Source organism: Halorubrum sp. Atlit-28R, from assembly GCF_003665955.1.
Lineage (GTDB): Archaea > Halobacteriota > Halobacteria > Halobacteriales > Haloferacaceae > Halorubrum > Halorubrum tropicale.
The window spans coordinates 99,745-120,078 of the sequence record NZ_QPLS01000006.1; the positions used below are offsets into that span (position 1 = coordinate 99,745).

Sequence of the window (20,334 nt, forward strand, 5' to 3'; positions counted from 1 at the left end):
GTCACTCACCGGAACGCGGACCGTCTACTCGCCGGAACCACCGCCGTCGGCCGCCGACCCCTCACCGTCGCTCGGGGTGCCGTCGGTCCGGACGTGACCGTAGCCGCCGGGAGCGCCCGCCCCGTCCCCCTCCTCGGGGGGCTCCTCGTGGACGGGAACCTGATGGGCCGACTCCGCGAACCCGGCCGAGAGGACGCGCGTCATCCCCTCCTCGACCGTCTCGCCGGTCTCCTCGATCCGCTCCGGCTCGACCTCGATGACGAAGCCGGTGGTGATGTTCGGCGCGGTCGGCATGAACAAGACGATCTTGCCGTCGCGGGTCTTCTTGCCCGTCCGGAAGGCCGTCATCCGGATCCCCGGCCACGTCTCGATGTACACCGGGCTCTGGAGCTCGTCCGTGCCGGAGATCGCCGTCTCGATCGCGAGCTTCGAGGCGTTGTACACCACCCGCAGCGCAGGGATCCGGTTTATCGCGTCGTCCACCGCCGACTCCGCCAGCCGCCCGAGCGTGGTCCGCATGAAGTAGCCGACCGCGAGGACGACGGTCGCGAACACCGCGAACGCGATCACCACGCGGGAGACGGGCTCGAGCGGCGCCGGGATGACCGCGGGCTGGAGCCCCTCGATCAGCGGGATCGACGCGATGTACTGGTAGATCCAGCGGAGGACCAAGAGGAGGACGAGGAGCGGCGCCAGCACGATGAGCCCGCTGGCGAAGTCGCGTTTCCACGTGGACATCTATCGGATCGGTATGTGTCGGCAATCCTTAAGAGGGCTTCCACGCGGCGGCGGCCTCGGGCCGGTCGGCGGTCGCCTCGCCTATCTCCCCAGCACCGCCCGCGCCGCGAACGTCAGGTTCTCCTTGCGCTCGCGGACGCGGCGGTAGAAGTACGAGAGCCACTTGCCGCCGTACGGGGCGTACTGGTACACGTCGATTCCCTGTGCGACGAGGTCGCGCTGCGCGTCCTCGCGGACCCCCATCAGCATCTGGACCTCGTAGTCGGCGCCGCCCTCGCGCGCGAGCCGGTCGGCGAGCGAGATCATCTCGGGGTCGTGGCTCCCGACCGCGATCCCGCGGTCGCGGCGCTCGAAGAGGAACCGGAGGTCGTCGCGGTACGCCTCGTCGACGCGCGCCTTTTCGGTGTACGCGATCGACGACGGCTCGTCGTAGGCCCCCTTCACGAGCCGGATCTTGCCGGGGACGTCGACGAGGCGGTCGAGGTCGTCCGCGGTCCGCTTGAGGTTCGACTGGATACACTGGCCGACGCTCCACGGGTAGTCGGCCGCGATGGACTCGAAGGCGTCGAGGGTGGCGTCGGTGGTGTCGGCGTCCTCCATGTCGCACCAGACGAACGCGCCGAGCTCGTCGGCGCGGGCGACGATCTCGCGGTAGTGTTCCTCGAACAAGTCCGCCGACACGTCCATGCCGATCTGGGAGGGCTTCACCGAGACGCAGGCGTCGAGGCCGCTGTCGGCGATGTCGTCGAGGAGTTGGAGGTAGGCGTCGGCGTCCGCGCGGGCGTCCGCGGGGTCGTCGTAGTGCTCGCCGAGCAGGTTCAGGATGACCGCGACGCCGTCCTCGTTCGCCGCCCGAGCGTGGTCGAGGGCGGACGGGACGCTCTCGCCGGCGACGAACCGACTGGCGATGGGGGGAATCATACGAACAGTTCCGGTCGGGGCGAACTTTACATTTGTCGACCCGGCGGCGACGACCGCAAGCCCGATCCGGGGTTTATAAAACGCCGCGCGCCGGCGGTGAGGACATGATCGGTACGCTCGTTGCGACCGCGTTCTGGGCGATGCTCCCGGCGTACGTCCCGAACAACGCCGCGGTGCTGGCCGGCGGGGGCCGCCCCGTCGACGGCGGCCGCGAGTGGCGCGGCGCGCGGCTGCTCGGCGACGGGAAGACGTGGCGCGGGACCGCGGTGGGGACCCTCGTCGGCGTGCTGCTCGCGCTCGCGCTCAACCGCCTCGCCGACCCGGCGAGCGCCGCGCTCGGCGCCGATCTGCCGACGTTCGCGCTCCCGGCGGCGTTCGCGCTCGCGTTCGGCGCGATGTGCGGCGACATCGGCGCCTCCTTCCTCAAGCGCCGGTCCGGGCGCGAGCGCGGCGCCGCGTTCCCCGGGCTCGACCAGTTGGACTTCGTCGTCGGCGCGCTGGTCCTCGCCTTCGCCGTCGACACCGACTGGGCGCTCGCGGTGTTCACGCCGCGCGTCCTCGCGGTCGTCCTCGTGATGACCCCCGTCCTCCACGTCGTCACGAACGTCGGGGCGTACGCGCTCGGCGTCAAGGACGAGCCGTGGTGAACGCGACGGGAATCTCCTCGCGCGGCGAAATCCCATCCCGCGACGACCGGCGCGCGCCGAAGTTCCGCAATTGCGCTTCTGTTCGGAAAAGTTGATCGAGCGGTCGCGTAATTCGCAGCGACGAGAACGGTAGAAAGATATATATTCTGGTGTGACATACCGTGTCACGCATGTCCAGTAGTGCACCCAGCTCGGACGACGACGTGTTCGACGAGTTCCTCTCGGATCACGGCCACGAGACAGAGATCGTAAGCTGGGAGCGATCCTATAACAAGCTCCAGTGTCCCGAGTGCGGTGCGCTCCACGAGGAAGGAACGGCGCGGTGTTCGGTCTGCGACTGGCGGCCGAACTGACTCCCGCGGCACCGCCGCGGTGCGGGGATTTTCTTTCCGTCACACTCCCCGGTAGTATTATGAGGAATTACTCGATAGTGACTACCATGCCGACCTGTCAGAACTGCGGTTCGTTCGTCACGACAGATTACGTTCGGGTGTTCACTCCGAACGAGGTCGATCGGCCCCGCGTCTGTCCGGCCTGCGAGGACCTGGTCCGCGACGGCGCCGACGTCCGCGAGGCCCGCGCGACGCGGAGCAGCTGACGGCCGACCGGCCGGCGAGGCGCCCGTCCGCCGCGGCCGGGCCGGAGCCCGAGGCGACGACAGCCGAGCCACGGCGTTTAAGGAGAGTCGGAATCTGGGTGTACCAATGACTGATACCACGGTGACGCGGCTGTTCGGGGGTCCCGGGAGCGGGAAGACGACCGCGCTCCTGGACCGCGTCGAGGCGATTCTCGACGAGGAGGGGGCCGACGTACGCGACGTGCTCGTCGTCTCATACACGCGCGCGGCGGCGGCGGAGATCCGCGAGCGGCTCGCCGAGCGGCTCGGCGTCTCCCCGCGCAGCCTCCAGGGGAACGTCAGCACGATGCACGCGAAGGCGTACGAGCTGCTGGACCTCTCGCGCGGCGACGTGGTCGGCGAGGACGACAAGGAGGCGTTCTGCGAGGAGTACGGCATCGAGTTCGAGGACCAGCACGGCGGCGCCGGCCGCCGGACCGCGCGGTCGACGACCATCGGCAACAAGATCATCGCCACCTCGCAGTGGCTCCAGCGCACCGAGCGCGACGTGGCCGACTGGTACGACGTGCCCTTCCAGTGGAACGTCGAGGAGGTCCGGCTCCCGCCCGAGGAGGACCCGAACGCCCAGCAGGGGAACAAGTACACGCCGACGTGGCCCTCCGACGACGACCGGATCGACATCCCCGAGACGATCCGGGCGTGGCGCGCGTACAAGGGCGACAACGACCTCGTCGGCTTCGCCGACATGCTCGAACGGGTCGCGCAGCGCTCGCTGGTCCCCAGCGTCGACTACCTGATCATCGACGAGTTCCAGGACATCACGACGCTCCAGTACAACGTCTTCGAGGAGTGGCGCCCGCACATGGAGACGGTGCTCATCGCCGGCGACGACGACCAGGTCGTCTACGCGTGGCAGGGAGCCGACCCCGACCTCCTCCTCGACACCGAGGTCGACGAGGACGTGGTCCTGCCGAACTCCTACCGGCTCCCCTCGGAGATACTCAACGTCGTCAACGCCGAGATCCGCCACATCGACAAGCGGCAGGAGAAGGACCTCCACCCGCGCACGGAGGGCGGCACCGTCGAGGCGATCGAGTCGCCCTCGATGATCGAGCTCGTCCGGAACGTCCGGTACACCGTCGAAGACGACGAGGGCGACATCATGTGCCTGTTCCGGGCGCGCTACCAGATGTTCGACTTCATCGACGAGTTCATCGACCACGGCATCCCGTTCACGATGCTCACCGACGGGCGCATGTGGACCGATCGGGTCCGGGACTACGTGAGCGCCATCGAGAAGGCCGAGGCGGACGAGCCCGTCACCGGTCTGGAGGCGCGGCGGCTCGCGGACATGCTTCAGGAGTCGGCGTTCGGTACCCACGACCGCGAGGAGTTCTACGACTTCCTCGACGACCGCGAGGAGGCGGCCGACGCCGACGACGTCGCCGAGATCGAGGTCGCCGCCGACACGCTGAACGAGTACATCCCCTTCATGCCGGACACCGCGAGCGCGGACGACATGGTCCGGAAGGTGACGAGCTTCCAGCGCAAGTCGATGGGCGCGTACTTCGACGGCGACTACCGAGGCACCGACCCGACCCGCGTCCGCGTCGGCACCATCCACTCGGCGAAGGGCCGCGAGGCCGACCACGTGTTCGTCGCCACCGACCTCACGGAGAAGGTGGTCGAGCAGATGGCGGCCTCCATCGACGACCCGACCGACGTCGACGGCGTCGAGGAGTTCACGAAGTCGACGAGCCCCGTGCCGGTCCTCACCGACAACGAGCGCCGCGTCTTCTACGTCGGGATGTCCCGCGCCCGCGAGCGGCTCGTGATCATGGAGAGCCTCATCAGCGGCGCGCCGACGCTCCCGATCAGCGTCCTCCTGTTCAACGAGCTCCGCGACGAGCCGGCACAGGAGCTCGTCGACGAGGTCCAGGCGGAGCTGGCGGTTCCCGAACCCGAGCCGTGAGCGGAGGCGACGCGGCGCCGGGAGACGGCGAGGGGGGGCCCCGCCCGCTGCGGACCGACCTCCGGCCCGTCGTCGAGGCGGTCCGCGAGGCGGACGCGGCGGCGTTCGTCGCCGTCGGCGACCGCTCCGACGACGACCTCCGCTACCTGACGCGCTTCTCGGGGCCGGACCGTCCGTACGCGCTGGTCGTCGCGCCGAGCGGCGGGACGACGAGCGACGGCGACGCCCGCGACCGCGCGGTCCTCTGTGCCCCCGCGCTGTTCTGCGAGCAGGCGGAGCGGGAGTTCGTCGCGGGCGCTCGCGCGCCGGGCGGGGTGGCCGCTGCCGACGCCGAGGAGCGGTTCCACGACGGGGTCGCTCGCGAGGTTCGGACCGAGGCCGTCGGCGGCCACGCCGGCGAGCGCGCGGCCGCGGTCGTGGAGGACCTCGTCGACGGCGCGGGCGCGGCGGCCGAGGGCGCCGACCCGACCGTCCTCGCGCCCGCCTCGATCCCGCACGACGCGGCGGTGTACCTGGAACGCGCGGGGGTCGACCTGGCCTCGACGGACGCGGTCGCGGACGCGCGGGCGCGAAAGACGCCGGCCGAAGTCGACCGACTACGGCGCGTCCAGCGCGCGGCGGTCGCCGGGATGGCCCGCGCCGAGGCGGTCCTCGCCGAGAGCGAAGTCGACGGCGGTGGGAGCGACAGCGACAGGGGCGGCGGCGAGGAGGCGGAGACGGACCGCCGTCCCCCGCTCCGCTGGAAGGGCGAGCCCCTCACGACGGAGCGGCTCCGTCGGGAGGTGAACGCGGTCCTCGCCGCGCGCGGCGTCCGCGACGCCGGCAACACGGTGATCGGCGCCGGCCCCTCCGCGGCCGACCTCCACTGCGTCGGCGACGACCCGATCCGGCCCGGCGAGACGGTGCTGCTCGACGTCTCGCCGCGGGGCCCGGACGGGTACTACGGCGACGTGACCCGGACGTTCGTCGTCGACGGCGACGGCGGCTGGGAGCGCCGCGCGTACGTCGCGGTCGAGGCCGCCCGCGCGGCCGCACTCGACGAGATCGAGCCCGGAGTTCCGGCGAAGACCGTCCACGGCGAGGCGGCCGCGGAGCTGGCCGCGTACGGCTTCGACCCGAACGCGGGCGAGGGCGAGGCGGGCTTCACCCACGGCACCGGTCACGGCGTCGGCGTGAGCCTCCACGAGGGGCCGTCGCTGTCCGGCGCGGGCGAGCTCCGACCGGGACACGCGGTGACCGTCGAGCCGGGCGTCTACGACCCCGACATCGGCGGGGTCAGGCTGGAGGACCTGATCGTCGTCACCGACGACGGGTACGAGATACTGGCCGAGTACCCGTTCGGTATCGTGCCGGAGGAGCGGTCGGACGCGGACGACGTCTGAAAACCAGCGAGTTACCGCCCCGTCGCGTCGTCGCCGTCGACCGCGCCGGCGTCCGTCGACCCGGACTCGTCGTCGCCCGCTCGACCCGAAGCCATCCCGTCGGGATCGCCGCGAAGTTGGCGCGGCAGCAGCCCGGACAAGAGCCTGCGGGCGATCCGCGCGGGGTCGAGGAAGTACTGCGGGAGGACGACCATCGCGGCGGCGACGACGAGCAGCCCGGCACCGAGCGCGGTCTCGCCGGCGGCCAGCCGGATGACGGCGTAGTTGGCGAGCGGCAGCGCGAAGACGAGCGAGGCCGCCAGCCCGATCATGTCCAGCAGTCCCAGTCGCATCGACCCGAAGTTGATCCCCGGGGGAGAAAAGGGGCGCGGCCGCCCGGCGCCGCGGCCGCGGCGCGCGACCGGCCCGCCCGCTCGACCGCGCTGACCCAGAACCGATATCCGTCGGCCGTCCCCAGTTCCGGTATGTTCACCGGCATCGTCGAGGGCACCGGCGCGGTCCGGTCGCGGACCGAGACCGACGACGGACTGCGGCTGCGGATCGGCGTCGACGGGTTCGACGACCTTCACCACGGCCAGTCGATCAGCGTGAGCGGCGTCTGCCTGACCGTCGAGGAGTACGCGACCGGCGGCGCGGCCGAGGCGGGCGACGGCGGCGAGGCAGGGGGCGACGAGCCCGACTGGTTCGAGGTGTTCCTCGCGAGCGAGACGGTCGCGAAGACGTACCTCGGCGACGTGCGCGAGGGCGACGCGGTCAACGTCGAGCGCGCGATGTCCGCGGACGGGCGGTTCGACGGGCACGTCGTCCAGGGCCACGTGGACACGGTCGCCGAGGTCCGGGGGATCGAGCGCGTCGGCGAGGACTGGCGGTTCACCTTCTCGATCCCCGAGGGGCACGGCGACTACCTCGTCGACAAGGGCTCCGTGACGCTCGACGGCATCTCGCTGACGGTCGCCGAGAAGCGCGGCGACGAGTTCGACGTCGCGATCATCCCGACGACGTACGACCTCACCACGCTCTCTGAGAAGTCGGTCGGCGACCCGGTCCACTTGGAGGTGGACGTGATCGCGAAGTACGTCGAGAACATGCTGGACGGGTACGCGGGAGCGGACTGAGCGGGAACTGACTGCGCTGTCGACCGTTTCAGGCGTCCTTCGCGCCCTTCACCGTCTCGCGGACGGCGTCGACGCCCTCGTCGTGGAGCAGGTCGCCGACGACGATCACGTCGCTGTGGGCGGCCATCTCGTTGGCCGACTCGTAGTCGTGGATGCCGCCGCCGTAGAAGAGGGTGGCGTCGTCCAAGGCGTCGTGGGCGGCCGCGACCTTCTCCGTGTCGCCGAAGGTGCCCGAGTACTCGACGTAGACGATCTCCTGGCCGAACATGCGCTCCGCGATCTTCGCGTACGCCTCCACGTCGTCCGCGGCGAGGTCGCAGTCGGCCTCCGTCAGCTGGGCGACCGACGCCTCGGGGTTCAGCACGATGTACGCCTCGGTGTGGGTCCGGCTCCAGTCGAGGTCGTCGATGCGCACCCACTCCTTGTGGGCGCCCGTGATCCAGAAGGGACCGCCCGCGTTGAACACGGTGGGGATCAGGTAGCCGTCGAGCGACGGGGAGTCGATCACCACGCCCGGGTTCGACGGCTCCTGGTACAGCGGCACGTCGTACTCGGCGGCGGCGTCGACGACGCGCGTCATCTTCTCCGCGGTGACGTCGAGGGTCCCGCCGATCTCGATCGCGTCCGTCCCGGTCCGGCACACGTCCTCGAAGGTCTCGCCCGGGCGGAGGTCCTTGTCGGGGTCGACCTTCAGCACGTGGTCCCAGTCGTCCCACGGGTTAGTCATCGGGCGAAACTCCACCGGGCGTGACCAAAAAGGTGCGGAACCTGTCTCGCGGGGGAGAGAGCGCCGAGCCTACAGCAGATCGTCGATCTCGTCGTTCTCGAACGCGGCCGCCGGGTCGGGGCGCTCCTCGCGCTCGTCGCGGACTGCCTGCCTGGCGCGCTCCAAGAACGCCTCGACGCGCTGGGAGCGCTCGACGCCCGCGAGGAGGACCAAGGCGGCGATCCGGTCGGAGTCGAGCGGAAAGTCGCCGCCGCGGACCTGCATCGACCCCGTCTCCTCCTGAAGCCACTTCCGGGCCTTCTCCGCGCCCTTCCGCGAGATCCGGTCCGGGTCGCCGGCGACCGCGACGAGGGCGGCGTCGGCGTCGGTCGCGTTCGGCAGCGAGAGCCCCGTCATCACCGCGCTGCGGACCGCGCTGGTCACCGTGGTGACGTTCTCCTGCGGGTCCTCGGCCGCGGGCGCCGACGCGAAGCCGACCGCGGCCATCCCGCCCGCGCGGAGCGTGTTGATCACCTCGCTCGTGTCGACGACGGACTCGCCGACGCCCTCGACCGCCTCGCCGGCGGCGAGGATGAGGCCGATCCGCTTCGCCATCGAGGCGTTGATCGCCTCGTAGCCGGCCTCGACTGACTCGCCCGCGGAGCGCCACGCGTCGTTGTCGAGCAGGATCGTCGCGTCCGCCTCGCGGACCAGGGTCTTCAGCGACCGCCCGGCGTTCACCTGGTACATCGTCCCCTCGTCGCGGCCGGGGAGGACGCCGATGGCGTAGACGGGCACGTCGTACACGCGGTTCAGTTCGCGGACGAGGACCGGCGCGCCGCCGGAGCCGGTGCCGCCGCCGAGACCGGCGACGACGAACACCGCCTCGGCCTCCGCGGTGACCTTCGGGGCGAGCGCGTCGAGCACCTCGACGGCGTCCTCGTCCATCACTTCGGCGCCCAGTTCGTTGTCGCCGCCGACGCCGTGACCGTTGACGCGCGACTGCCCGACGAGGACCGTTTCGAGCGGGAGGGGGTCGAGGTCGGCCGCGGCGGTGTTGACGGCGAGCGCGTCGAGGACCGCGCCGTAGCCGGCGTCGGCGTCGAACTCGGCGATGGCGGTCGCCAGCTTCCCGCCGGCCTGTCCGACACCGAGGAGGACTGCTTTCATGCGAGAACGTTCCACTTCCCGCGACAATACCCTTTCCCCGAGGTTTAAGAGTGGAGCCGCGGGCAACGGGCCGCATGACCGATCACGCACGCGGGACCGAGCCGCCGAGAGCGGAGACGGAGGCGGAGAGGGCGACGCCGACGGACGCGGACGGTCCGAGCGACCGGATCGAGTCCCGGCTCCGCGCCGTCGAGCGCGCGGTGACCGGAGGCGACGCGCGGCCAGTGGACGCCGCCAAGGAGGCGCGGGCGACGGCCGAGCGCGAGCGCCTCGAATCGCGGCTCGACGACCTGGAGGAGCGCGTCGCGGAGTTGGAGGCCGCGACGCAGGCCGTCCGCGGCTACGCGGGAGCGGTCAGGGCGGTCAACGACGAGGTCGAGCGGCGGGCCGACCTGGCGCTGGCGCGGGCGACCGAAGCGAGCCGAGGGGCCGACCGGGACGGCGACCGCGACGACGGGCTCGGCCGAGCGACCGACGCCGGCCCCGACGACGGGGCGGTCCCGTCGGAGAGCGCCCTCGACGCCGCCCTGCCGGACGACGGGCCGGCGTCCGGCCCCCGTACCGGCGGCGGCGGGAGCGTCGGGGGCGACAGGAGCGACGAGGGCGGCGGGGGCGCGAGCGACGACGGCGGCGCGTGGGCCACGGACGCGCTGGACCGGCTCCGGGAGTCGCTGTGAGCGCGCCGTGATCCGCGTGGTCCTCACCGTCCTCGTGGCGGTCGCGCTGCTGGCGGCGTCGATGCCCGCGGTCGAGACGGCGCGGACCGCGACGACGGCGGAGCGGCTCGGCGCCGAGACGGACCGGCTGGAGCGAGCGATCGGCGGCGTCGTCAGCGGGTCGGCCCCCGTGGGCGATCCGGCGATGGCGGCGGGGACGACGGTCCTCGTCCGCGTGCCGACGGGCTTCGCCGCGGCCGAGACGGATGGCGTCGCGCTCGTCGAGTCGGCGGAGGGGCCGGGCGGCGTCGCGCTCGCGTACCGGATCGACGGCGGACCGAGGCGCACGCTCCGCGTCGGAACTGGTCCCGCGGAGACGGCCGTCGACCTCGTCGGCGGCCCGGTCGAACTCCGACCGGGACCCAACCGGGTCCGGATCCGGTACGTCGACGACGGGGGACCGACGGTCCGGATCGGTCGCATCGGCTGAAGCGGGTCGGGAGCGGAGGGGAGGCGAGTGAGCGGGCGATCGTTTATATACCGAACCGCGGCCACGGCCGGCATGAACCTCGACCTCACCGAACGGCTCGCCGGCGGCGACGGCGAGACGCCGCTCGGACGGCTCCCGTGGGTCGACGACGGTCCCAATGCGTGTCGGTGCGAGCCGACGTTCCGCGAGCCCGCGGGGACGGGCGTCGGGGACCGGGTCGTGCTCGACGTCGACGCCGACGGCTGTCCGGGGCGCGGCGACCTCGCAGCGAGCCCGGACTGCCTCGCGACCGTCGTCTCGGCGCTCGCCGACCGCGACGCCGACGTGATCAGGACGCGACACCGCGGGCGAGAGCGCTCCTACGCGGACCGCGCCGCCGAGCTCCTCATCGCCGCGGGACGGTTCCGCGAGCGGATCGGGTTCCACGAGGAACGGCTCGCGGACCGTGTCGTCCGCGACCCGCTCGGCGCGGCGGCGGAGGCGGCCGGGCGTGCGGGGGCCGCGAAGCGCGTCGCGAGCGAGACGGGACTGCTGTCGGCCGCCGAGGAACTCGCTGGGGACGCAGACGAGAGTGGAAGCGACCGCGACCTGCGCGAGAGGCTCCGGGCGCACGTCGGCCCGACGGCCGCGACGGCGCGCGTCGCGGCCGCACCGCCGCCGGGCGCGACGCTGGTCGACCGCTGGACGGTCGCGACCGGCGCGACCGTCCGACTCTACGAGGGCGACGACTCCCTCAGGACGTACCACCTCACGCCGCCGAGCGCCGAGTTGGACGCCGAGGCCGTGGCGACGCTGGCCGACGCTCGGGACCGGCTGCTCGCCGACCCTCGCGGGGGCGACAGGGCGCCCGGGAGAGCGGTGCGGGCGGCCGCGGACGACGGCGATCCGGTCGCGGACCTGACCGAGGTGCTGCGGCGGCACACGCACGGCTACGGCGCGTTCGAGCACGTCTTCGCCGACGAACGCGTGAGCGACGCGACGGTGACGGCGCCGGTCGCGGAGAACCCCCTGCGCGTGGTCCTCGACGGCGAGCGGTGCCGGACGAACGTGCGGCTCCCCCCTGAGGGGGCCGCCACGCTGGCGTCCAGGCTCCGACGCGAGAGCGGGCGGGCGTTCTCGCGGGCGACGCCGACGCTCGACGCGACGATCGAGTCCGAGACCGGGCGCGTCAGGGTCGCCGCGGCCACGGCGCCGGCGAGCGACGGCCTCTCGTTCACTTTCCGGCGCGGCGACCCGGAAGCGTGGACGCTCGCCCGGTTGGCGTCCGTCGACACGCTCACACCCGCGGCGGCCGGGCTGTTGTCGGTCGCCGTCGAGCGCGGCGTGGCCGGACTGATCGCCGGGGGGCGGGCGGCCGGGAAGACGACCGCGCTCGGAGCGCTGCTGTGGGAGCTGCCCGCCGAAACGCGGACGGTCGTCGTCGAGGACACGCCGGAACTGCCCGTCGACGCGCTCGCGGATGTCGGCCGGGACGCCCAGCGGCTCCGCGTCGGGGACGGCGCCGAACTCGCGCCGGCGGACGCCGTGCGGACCGCGCTCCGCATGGGCGGCGGCGCGCTGAGCGTGGGCGAGGTGCGCGGCGAGGAGGCGCGGGCGCTGTACGAGGCGATGCGCGTCGGCGCCGCCGGCGAGACCGTCCTCGGGACCATTCACGGCGAGGACCCGGCGGCCGTCGAGGAGCGCGTCGTCACCGACCTCGGCGTCCCCCGCTCGTCGTTCGCCGCGACCGACCTGGTCGCGGTGCTCGACTCCCATCGCGTCGAATCGATCGTCGAGGTCGTCGACCGCGGCGACGGCGTGAGCTTCGAGCCGCTCTTCGAGCGAACCCGGGACGGGCTCGTCGCGACGGGGCGGGTCGACCGCGGCGAGAGCCGACTGATCGAGGCCCTCGCGGGCGCGAACGAATCGTACGCGGCGGTGCGAGCGGCCGTCGATCGGCGGGCCGAGGGGATCCGGGAGGCGGTCCGGACCGGTCGGACCGCCCCGGCGCGGTACGCCGGAGGCGACCGATGACGGGAGTCCCCTCGCCGGGGTCCGACGGATCGGTCAGATCGAGCGACGACGGGGAGGGTGCCTCGGAGGAGCTACGTCGGGCGGTCGCGTTCCTCGGGTGGGACCGCTCCCCCGAACGGATCATCAGCCTCGGGTACCGGGTCGGGATCGTCGCGGGCGCGGTCGTCACGGCCGTCGCGGCGCTCGTCGCCGGCGCGGTCGCCGCCGCACCGGCGGGGCTGGCCGCCTTCGTCGGGGGGGTCCACGCGGTCCATCGGGCGCCGGTCTGGCTCGCCTCGCTCAGGCGGACGCGGGCGCTCGGCGCGGCGCCGGGGCTCGTCGGACGGCTCGTGTTGCGGATGCGCCTCGACCCCTCGACCGCGCGCTCGACGCGACGCTCTCCGGGACGACCGACCGGCTCGCGTCGTTCGTCGGCGCGGTTCGGGGCCCGGTCTCCGCGCTGTACGCCTTCGGCGTGCTGCTCCCGCTGGCGCTCATCGCGCTGCTTCCCGCGGGCGCCGCCGCCGGCGTCGCGATCGGTCCCGGGGTCGTCGCCGGCCTGTACCTCGTCGCGCTCCCGAGCGGGCTGGTGGCCGCCTCGGCGTGGCTGCTCTTCCGGCGCCCGGTCGCGTTCCCGCCGCCGCGGATCGACGGCGATCACCCCGAGGTGCCGGACCACAGCGGGTTGGCGCTCCTCGTCGGACTCGCGCTCGGCGCCGCGGCCGCCGTCGTCGCCGCGCGGGCGGTGGCGCCGTGGGCCTGGCCGGTCGCGGGGACCGGCTTCGGCGTTGGAGGCGCGCTGTTCGTCCTCGCGCGGCCCCGTCGGGCGGTGCTGTCGGACGTGCGCGACGTGGAGCGGGGGCTCCCCGACGCGATGACCGTGATCGGCGGCGATGTCGCCGAGGGGATCGCGGTCGAGACCGCGGTCGCGAACGCCGGCGAGCGGCTGGACGGCGCGACCGGCGAGGTGTTCGAGCGCGCCGGGCGACGCAGCGACACGCTGCGGGTCGGCGTCCGCGAGGCGTTCGTCGGGCGGGGCGGCCCGGCGGTCGCCGTCCCGTCGCCCAGGCTCCGGGGCGCCATCGCGCTGCTCGCCGTCGCCGCGCGGGAGGGTCGCCCCGCCGGCGACGTGCTGCTGGAGCTCGCGGACCAACTGGAGTCCCTGCGCGAACTCGAGCGCGACGCGCGCCGCCAGCTGGCGACCGTCACGGGGACGCTCTCGAACACGGCCGCCGTGTTCGCACCGCTCGTGGGCGGAGCGACCGTCGCGCTCGCGACCGGGATCGACGCGGTCGACGTCGGCGGCCTCGGCGCTGGGGCGGCCGCGGGCGCCGACGCGCTCGCCGGGGGGCTGAGCGCCGGCGGCAGTGCGAGCGTCGAAGCGGGGGGTTCCGCCGGCGGGAGCGGTCCGGTCGGGACGAGCCGCGGCGCGGGGGGCCTGTCGGTGCCCGTGCTCGGCCGGATCGTGGGGACGTACGTGCTGTTGCTCGCCGCGCTCCTCACCGGGCTGGCGACGGGGCTGGAGCGCGGGTTCGACCGGACGCTGGTCGCGTATCGGGTCGGGATCGCGCTGCCGACGGCCACCGCGACGTTCCTCGTCGCGTTTGCCGGCGCCGGCCTGCTGTTCTGAGACCCGGCGGGGGGCGACGAGCCGGCCGGCGCCGGCCAGGGGTGCCGGCCCGCGACCCGACCGTTTATATATCAAACCGCGGCCAGCCGCGCCATGTTCGAGACGCACCTCGACGCCACGTACGCGTGGCTCGGACTGGCCGTCGTGAGCGTCGCGGCCGTCGGCGTTGCGGCCGCGTTTCCCGCCTCGCCGCCGCCGGACGCCGAAGGCGTCGCGCGCACGGTCGACTCGGTCGCGGACGGGGAGTATCCGGCGACCGCCGAGCACGGGGTCGCGGCGGACCGGATCCGGCTCACGGCGGGCGCCGTCTCGCTCGGCGACGACCGGGGGACGGCGCGGGCGACGCTCGACGCGCCGCGGATCACGCCGGTGGTCCGGCCGACGGCGGGCGTGGCGCCGGCCGCGGTGACGGACGCACGGCTTCGGCGCGTGCTCGACGGCGCTCCGCCGGACGCGGCGTTCGACGACCCGGCGGCGTTCGCGGCTGCGGCCGAGCGGGCGCGGGCGGCGGACGCGACGTGGACGCCGGCGCCGGAGCGGATCACGGTTCGACGGGTACACTACGGCGACGTTCGCGTCACGCTCGTGGGGTGATCGCGCGTGTTACCAGACTCCGCGATGCCGGGCGATTCGACGGCGCCGGGGGCGACGGAAGACCCGACTCCGACGCTCTCGGCCGCCGACCGCGCCGCTGTCGAACCGGTTGCCGCGCTCGTCGCGGTGATCGTCGTCGGACTCGCGCTGGGACTGTACGCCGGCGCGTTCGCGGACGCGGCGCCCGACGGGGACCGAGCGAGCGCGGCGGCGGCGCTCGACCGCGTCGAGGACGCGGTCACCGTCGGGGGCGTGGTCGACCCGGAGCGGCTGCGGCGGGCGGAGGCGCCGGGGACGGCGACGGCGATCGAACTGGAGGCGGACGGCGAGCGGTGGTCGGCCGCGTCCGGTCCGGAGGCGCCGGGACCGCCGGGGGTCCGGTCGCCGGAGGCGGTCGCGGTCGCCGAGCGGCGGGTGACGGTGCGCGTGGCGCCGGGACGGAACGTCCGGGGGACGCTCCGGGCGGTGGTGTGGCGGTGACCAGCACCGTTCTCGACGTGACCGTGCTGCTGCTGTGCGTCTCCGCCAGCGTCGTCGCGCTCGGCGCGACCGACGCCGGCGGTCCCGACGGCCCGACCGCGACCGACGCCGCCGACCGACTCGTCACCGAGACCGCGACCGTGGCGTACCCGGACGGGGACGCGCCGAACGGCACGCGACGCGTCGCCGCGACGCGGGCGGAGCTGCTCGCGCTGCTCGCCGTCCGCGACGGCGAAGGGGCGTTCGACCGCGAGGCCGTCGCGTCCGTCCGGGCGGGGATCGGCCCGCGGACGCGCGTCGACGCGACGGTCCGGCGCGAGGACGCAGCGAGCCGGGGCGACGCCGCCGGGGAGTCACGAGGCAGCGACGCGGAGGGGTCGGTCGCCGTGGGCCCCGAGCCGCCGCGAACCGCCGACGTCTCCGCCGCCGTGATCCGACAGCCGGTCCCGGACGGGCCGGGAGATGCGAGCGGCGAGCGCCGCCCGTCGGAGGGCGTCGTTCGGATCGTCGTCAGGAGGTGGTGATCGTGGGGGATCGAGGGCGCGGTCGGTCCCCGGACGCCGGTCGCGCGCGGGCATTCGCCGTCGACGAGCGGGCTCGGGTCCCGTTCGCGCTCGTCGGCGTGCTGCTGCTCGTGACGAGTTCGGCGTACGCCGCGGGCCTCGCCGAGCAGGGGCTGGTCGGTGAGGACCGCCGCGTCGAACGCGCCGTGGAGCGCGTCGACGCCGACGCCACCGCCGCGCTCAGGAGCGCCGCCCGCGAGGCCGCCCACGACGCGGCGGCGGCCCCGGTGACGCGCGCGCCGGAGGGGACCGGGCCGGGGGCCGAAGCGGTCCGCGAGGGGTCCGCGTTCGAGGACGCGTTCCGGGTTCGGCTCGCGATCGCCGGCGCGGAGGCGCTGCGCGCGGTCGAGAGCGACCACGGCGCCGTGACGGCGAACGTCTCGCTCCCGCCCGTCGACTCGGCGGACGACCTCGTCGCCGCGCGCGACCGGGTCCGCGTCGAACCGGCCGCCAACGGCACCGCGACCCGGGTCACCTTCGAGGGCGTCGCGACGACCGCGACCCGGGACGGTCGGACGGTCGTCAACCGGACGCGACCGCGGACGGTCACGGTCGCCGTCCCGACGCTGGCCGCTCACGAGCGGACCGAGCGGTTCGAGCGCCGGCTCAACCGCGGGCCCGTCGAAGGGCCGGGGCTCGGGCGACAGGTCACCGCCAGCCTCTACGCGATCGCGTGGGCCCGCGGGTACGGCCAGTACGCCGGCGCACCGGTCGAGAACGTCGTCGCGAACCGCCACGTCGAGCTGTCGACGAACGCCGGCATCGTCCGCGTCCAGCGGGACGTGTTCGGGACCAGCGACCCCGACGCGCGCGGCGGCGTCGCCCGGGCGACCGCCCGCACCGGCGTGACCGACCTGCTGTCGCCGACGGGCGTCCGCGAGGCCGCCTGGACCGACGCCGTCCTCGGGGCGCCGACGCCGACGGGGAGCGTGGAGGGAGAGTCCGCGGCCTCGACCGGGGACGCGACGGCGAGCGAGGACGGCGCCTTCGACCCGGGCGAGGAGGCGACGGGCGAGACCGCCACGGTCGAGGTCGGTCACGCGGCCGACCGCGCCGCGACCCGCGTCCACGACGACCTCGAATCGATCCTGCGGGCGAGCCACCGGGTCGAGGCGACACTGGAGGCGGAGGCGACGCGGGTCGTCGACGGCGGCCCGGTGTCGCCGGACCGTCCCCGCTCGCGGTTCGGCGAACCGTGGCGCCGGGTCGACGCGTCGCGGACGGAGCGAGTCCGCGTGACCGACGGGAGCGATCGCCGGACGGGGACCGACGGCGCGACCGTGTCTGCGGGCGAGTCGGTGTCGTTCGGCCGCGCGACCCGGACGGTCGTCGTCGAGCGCACCGCGACCGCGACGTGGGAGCGCCGGGTCGTCGAGCGGGGGCCGAACGGGACGGTTGAGAACGTGAGCGTCGACCGCGCCGTGACGCGGGACGAGGCGACGGACCGCTACCGCGTCCGCGTGTCGGTGACCGGAACGTACGCGCCGCGCGGCGACGCGCCCGACCGGCCGACCGCGACGTTCGGGGCCGCCGAGGGCCGCGGCGTCGGCGGTCCGGACCTCGCGGACACCCCGGCGGCAGCGCGGGCGGAACTCGGCGTCGAGACCGATCGCGACGTCGACCGGCTGGCGCGCGAGGCCGTCGAGGGCGGCGACGAGACGCGGTCGACGGTCGTGTACGGCGACCGTTCCGACGCGGACGTAGACCGGGTCGCGAGGGACGTCTCGGAGCTGTCCGGGCGCGTCCGCGGGGTGGAGACCGAGGCGTCGATGACCGACGCGGCGGTCGGCGAGTCGACGCCGTACCGTGACCTCGCCGCGGCCGTGCGCGACCGCCGGGAGCGCCTCCGGGACGCCCCGGCGAGGTACGACGGCGCCGTCGACCGGGCGCGCGTCGCCGCCCGCGTCGCGTACCTCGACGCCGTGGTCGCGGAGTTGGAGTCGGCGGCCGAAGACCGGGAGGCGGCGACCGAGGGCGTCCTCGACCGCGTGAACGACGCGTTCGGCGGGCCGCCCGTTGGCGAGGTGATCGCCAGCCGCGAGGCCGCCCGCGACCCGGGCACCTACGCCGTCGGCGGCGGGGGGCCAGGCGGCGCCGTCACGTTCGCGCCGGAGGGGTCGCCGGGGTACCTCCCGCGGACGGCGGTCGACGGCGAGCGCGTCGCGGGCGTCGACGGCACGACGACGCGACCGCTCGCGGCACGGAACGTGAACTACGTCACGCTCCCGTACGGGGACGTCTCCGGCGGGATCGCGAACCGGATCCTCGGCACCGACGACACGGTCCGGATCGGCGTCGCCGGACGGGCGCTCCTCGCGGCCGACGAGGCGCTCGCGGCGGCCGACGGCGGCGACGACCTGCGCGCCGACCGCCGCGCGCTCGCCGGACGGGTCGACGCCTCGCTGCGACGCGTCGACGGGGCGCTGGCTGCGCGGCTCGCGGAGCGGACGGACCTCTCTCGCGCACGGCGGAAGGCGGTCTTGGACGCCGTCGCGGCCGAGTACGACTCGCTCGGCGAGCGGGCCGTCGCGGTCGGCGACGGCGAGTACCCGAACCGCGTCGCGGCGGAGGCGGCCCGGGTCGGGTCCCTGTCGTCGGCCGGGCGGATCGGGCTCGCGGCGCACCTCCGCGTCGAGGCGCGCACGGAGGCGGGGCGGGACGCGGTCCGCGTTCCGGCCCGGTTCGTCGACGAGACGACCGCCGCGTCCCGCGCGATCCGCCGGAAGCGGGTCGAGTCGGCGATCGAGGGGCGCGCGAGGAAGGCGGTCGCGTCGGTCCCGGACGAGCGGGTCCCGAAGCCCGTTCGGACCGTCGGCGCGGGGCTGCCGGTCGCGCCCGTGCCCGGGTACTGGGTGGCGACGGTCAACGCGTGGCACGTCGAGGTGCGCGGGGAGTACCCGCGGTTCGCCCTCCGCGCGAACGTGGGAACGCCCGGGCGCCCGTTCGAGTACGTCCGAGAGCCCGGCGCGGTCAGCGTCGATGTGAACGGCGAGTCGGTCGCGCTCGGCGCCACGGAGCCGGTCGCGTTCGAGACGCGGACGGTCGTCGTCGTCGCCGTCCCCGCCGGACCGCCCGGCGTCGGCGACGTCGGCGGGACGCGCGAGGAGACGTCCGCCGGCTGGCCGTGCCCGGGGGCACTGACAGCGACGCCGGGGGACGGAGACGAGTGTACGGCAGGGTGAACGGCCGCGGAAACCGACCGGCACGCGCCCGACCGCAGGCGTTTTGAGACGGCGCGACCGAGTGAGGGTATGTTCCACGAGGTCGTCGACGGTCGCGGCGGCGGACCCGAGGTCGACGCCGACGAGCCGGCGGCGGAAGAGTTGCTCGCCGCCTTCGAGGCGATGGTGACGGAGGCGGCCGCGGCGGTCGACCCCGACCGGCTGGTCGGAGAGGTCGGGCTGAGCGAGGCGGACGCGGGCGCCCTCCGCGACGGGGAGGTCGCGTCGCTCTCGCTCGCGGACGGGGCGGCCGTCCTCGCGGCGGCGAACCCGGACCGAGACGCCGACGCGACGGTGGCCGAGGTGCGCGATCACCTGCTGATGGGGATGGCGACCGCCGTCCTCGACGTCGACGCGATCGCCGCGAAGATCGACGCCGACCTCACCGGCCAGGAGGTCCAGCAGGCGTTGGAGGGGCGGACGAGGATGACGCTCGGCCAGCTCGCCGAGATCCTCGCGGTGATCGAGCGACGCAAGCCATGAGGGTCGTCGTCGTCGGCTGCGGGTACGTCGGGCTGGCGCTGGCGGACCAGCTCGACGCCCGCGGTCACGCGGTGACCGGCGTCCGGCGGTCGGACGCGGGGCTCGACGCGGTCGACGCCGTCGGCCCCGACGTCGAGGCCGTCCGCGCGGACGCGACCGATCCGGCGTCGCTCTCGGCGCTCCCGGACGCGGACGCGGTCGTCTTCGCGGCCAGTTCCGGCGGGCGCGGCGCCGACGCGGCGCGGGCGGTGTACGTCGACGGCCTGGCGAACGTCGTCGACGAGTACGGCTCGCGAGCGTCGCCGCCGGACCGGCTGGTGTACACCTCCTCGACGGGCGTGTACGGCGACCACGACGGCGGGTGGGTCGACGAGGAGACGCCGGTCGAGCCGACCACCGAGAAGACTCGCGTCCTCGCCGAGGCGGAGCGGATCGCGACCGAGCGGACGGCGGACGCCGGGGTCGACGGAACGGTCGTCCGGTTCGCGGGGCTGTACGGCCCCGACCGGTACCGCCTGGAGCGGTACGTGGAGGGACCGGTGACGGCCGGGTACCTGAACATGGTCCACCGCGACGACGCCGCGGGGTCGATCCGGCACCTGCTGGAGACGGACCGGGCGCGCGACCGCGCCGTTCTCGTCGTCGACGACGAGCCGGTCGACAAGCACGCGTTCGCCGACTGGCTCGCCGACGCCTGCGGCGTCCCGCGCCCGGAGAAGCTGTCGAAGGACGAGCGGATCGCGGCCGGCGACCTCTCCGCGGCGGCGGAGCGCCGGATCCGGACGAGCAAGCGGTGTTCGAACGCGCTGCTCCGCGAGCTCGGCTACGAGTTCGCCCACCCGACGTTCCGGTCGGGGTACCGCGACGCCGTTCGCGCGTTCCGGGCGCGGTGCGAGTAGACCGCCCCGTCGAATCGCGGCGCGCCGTCACACAGCTCCGGAATGACGGGGGGTTCCGTCGGTTCCGGTCGGTCGGAACGGTGACGAAGCTTCATGTG

Annotated in this window: 20 protein-coding genes and 1 pseudogene; 16 read left to right on the forward strand and 5 right to left on the reverse strand. The window is 74.4% G+C overall.

All coding sequences use genetic code 11. The features are described from left to right. Window positions 1-24: 24 nt before the first annotated feature. Both DVK06_RS11150 and DVK06_RS11155 read right to left on the reverse strand, forming a co-directional pair. Window positions 25-738 (reverse strand): DUF502 domain-containing protein, encoded by a 714-nt coding sequence (locus tag DVK06_RS11150; protein WP_053772429.1) that lies wholly within the window; start codon window positions 736-738, stop codon window positions 25-27. Between the two features lie 81 nt (window positions 739-819). Then, entirely contained in the window at window positions 820-1,659 is an 840-nt protein-coding gene (locus tag DVK06_RS11155; RefSeq protein ID WP_121600324.1) for a proline dehydrogenase family protein, read from the reverse strand. Window positions 1,660-1,763: 104 nt separating this feature from the next. Between DVK06_RS11155 and DVK06_RS11160 the strand changes: the two genes are divergently transcribed. The 5 genes from DVK06_RS11160 (at window position 1,764) to DVK06_RS11175 (ending at window position 6,237) form a co-directional block, all read left to right on the forward strand. After that, entirely contained in the window at window positions 1,764-2,306 is a 543-nt protein-coding gene (locus tag DVK06_RS11160) for a CDP-2,3-bis-(O-geranylgeranyl)-sn-glycerol synthase (RefSeq protein ID WP_053772427.1), read from the forward strand. A 170-nt stretch (window positions 2,307-2,476) separates the two neighbouring features. After that, window positions 2,477-2,659, forward strand: a complete 183-nt coding sequence (locus DVK06_RS11165) for an HVO_0416 family zinc finger protein (protein WP_053772426.1) — start codon at window positions 2,477-2,479, stop codon at window positions 2,657-2,659. 86 nt (window positions 2,660-2,745) lie between these two features. Then, window positions 2,746-2,904, forward strand: a complete 159-nt coding sequence (locus tag DVK06_RS18970) for a hypothetical protein (RefSeq protein ID WP_167551915.1) — start codon at window positions 2,746-2,748, stop codon at window positions 2,902-2,904. 106 nt (window positions 2,905-3,010) lie between these two features. Beyond that, window positions 3,011-4,855, forward strand: coding sequence for a UvrD-helicase domain-containing protein (locus tag DVK06_RS11170; RefSeq protein WP_053772425.1), 1,845 nt, complete (start codon window positions 3,011-3,013; stop codon window positions 4,853-4,855). Then, window positions 4,852-6,237, forward strand: a complete 1,386-nt coding sequence (locus tag DVK06_RS11175; RefSeq protein ID WP_053772424.1) for a Xaa-Pro peptidase family protein — start codon at window positions 4,852-4,854, stop codon at window positions 6,235-6,237. The genes DVK06_RS11170 and DVK06_RS11175 overlap by 4 nt, the downstream gene beginning before the upstream one ends. Window positions 6,238-6,248: 11 nt before the next feature. On the opposite strand, the gene DVK06_RS11180 is transcribed toward DVK06_RS11175, so the two are convergent. Then, window positions 6,249-6,569 (reverse strand): hypothetical protein, encoded by a 321-nt coding sequence (locus tag DVK06_RS11180; RefSeq protein ID WP_121600325.1) that lies wholly within the window; start codon window positions 6,567-6,569, stop codon window positions 6,249-6,251. Between the two features lie 132 nt (window positions 6,570-6,701). Between DVK06_RS11180 and DVK06_RS11185 the strand changes: the two genes are divergently transcribed. Beyond that, window positions 6,702-7,352 carry a riboflavin synthase gene (locus DVK06_RS11185; RefSeq protein WP_121600326.1) on the forward strand — a complete coding sequence of 217 codons (651 nt, stop codon included), beginning with the start codon at window positions 6,702-6,704 and terminating at the stop codon, window positions 7,350-7,352. Window positions 7,353-7,380: 28 nt separating this feature from the next. Here DVK06_RS11185 and DVK06_RS11190 read toward each other — a convergent pair whose 3' ends face one another. Both DVK06_RS11190 and DVK06_RS11195 read right to left on the reverse strand, forming a co-directional pair. After that, a complete protein-coding gene (locus DVK06_RS11190) occupies window positions 7,381-8,079 on the reverse strand; it encodes a phosphoglycerol geranylgeranyltransferase (protein ID WP_053772421.1) in 699 nt (232 codons plus the stop codon). A 69-nt stretch (window positions 8,080-8,148) separates the two neighbouring features. Then, on the reverse strand, window positions 8,149-9,228 hold the full coding sequence (locus tag DVK06_RS11195; protein ID WP_121600327.1) for a tubulin/FtsZ family protein: 1,080 nt from the start codon (window positions 9,226-9,228) through the stop codon (window positions 8,149-8,151). A 74-nt stretch (window positions 9,229-9,302) separates the two neighbouring features. Here DVK06_RS11195 and DVK06_RS11200 point away from each other — a divergent pair, with 74 nt between their 5' ends. From DVK06_RS11200 to DVK06_RS11245, 10 genes and pseudogenes are all read left to right on the forward strand, one after another. Next, entirely contained in the window at window positions 9,303-9,905 is a 603-nt protein-coding gene (locus tag DVK06_RS11200; protein WP_053772419.1) for a DUF1515 family protein, read from the forward strand. 7 nt (window positions 9,906-9,912) lie between these two features. Further along, window positions 9,913-10,374, forward strand: coding sequence for a hypothetical protein (locus DVK06_RS11205; protein WP_121600328.1), 462 nt, complete (start codon window positions 9,913-9,915; stop codon window positions 10,372-10,374). A 72-nt stretch (window positions 10,375-10,446) separates the two neighbouring features. Next, window positions 10,447-12,387: an ATPase, T2SS/T4P/T4SS family gene (locus DVK06_RS11210; protein WP_121600329.1), complete on the forward strand. Its 1,941-nt coding sequence runs from the start codon at window positions 10,447-10,449 to the stop codon at window positions 12,385-12,387. Beyond that, window positions 12,384-13,996, forward strand: a pseudogene (locus DVK06_RS11215) (type II secretion system F family protein). The gene DVK06_RS11210 and the pseudogene DVK06_RS11215 overlap by 4 nt, the downstream one beginning before the upstream one ends. Before the next feature lie 93 nt (window positions 13,997-14,089). Continuing rightward, window positions 14,090-14,590, forward strand: a complete 501-nt coding sequence (locus tag DVK06_RS11220; RefSeq protein WP_121600330.1) for a hypothetical protein — start codon at window positions 14,090-14,092, stop codon at window positions 14,588-14,590. A gap of 6 nt (window positions 14,591-14,596) precedes the next feature. After that, the gene (locus DVK06_RS11225; RefSeq protein WP_121600331.1) at window positions 14,597-15,070 is read left to right on the forward strand and encodes a hypothetical protein; all 474 of its coding nucleotides are present in this window, start codon (window positions 14,597-14,599) and stop codon (window positions 15,068-15,070) included. Continuing rightward, a complete protein-coding gene (locus DVK06_RS11230) occupies window positions 15,061-15,594 on the forward strand; it encodes a hypothetical protein (protein WP_121600332.1) in 534 nt (177 codons plus the stop codon). Before DVK06_RS11225 ends, DVK06_RS11230 begins: the two co-directional genes overlap by 10 nt. Beyond that, a complete protein-coding gene (locus DVK06_RS11235; RefSeq protein ID WP_121600333.1) occupies window positions 15,588-18,815 on the forward strand; it encodes a hypothetical protein in 3,228 nt (1,075 codons plus the stop codon). Before DVK06_RS11230 ends, DVK06_RS11235 begins: the two co-directional genes overlap by 7 nt. A 69-nt stretch (window positions 18,816-18,884) precedes the next feature. Next, window positions 18,885-19,337, forward strand: coding sequence for a DUF5791 family protein (locus tag DVK06_RS11240; protein ID WP_053772411.1), 453 nt, complete (start codon window positions 18,885-18,887; stop codon window positions 19,335-19,337). Beyond that, window positions 19,334-20,236 carry an NAD-dependent epimerase/dehydratase family protein gene (locus DVK06_RS11245; RefSeq protein ID WP_121600334.1) on the forward strand — a complete coding sequence of 301 codons (903 nt, stop codon included), beginning with the start codon at window positions 19,334-19,336 and terminating at the stop codon, window positions 20,234-20,236. The genes DVK06_RS11240 and DVK06_RS11245 overlap by 4 nt, the downstream gene beginning before the upstream one ends. Window positions 20,237-20,334: the final 98 nt, after the last annotated feature.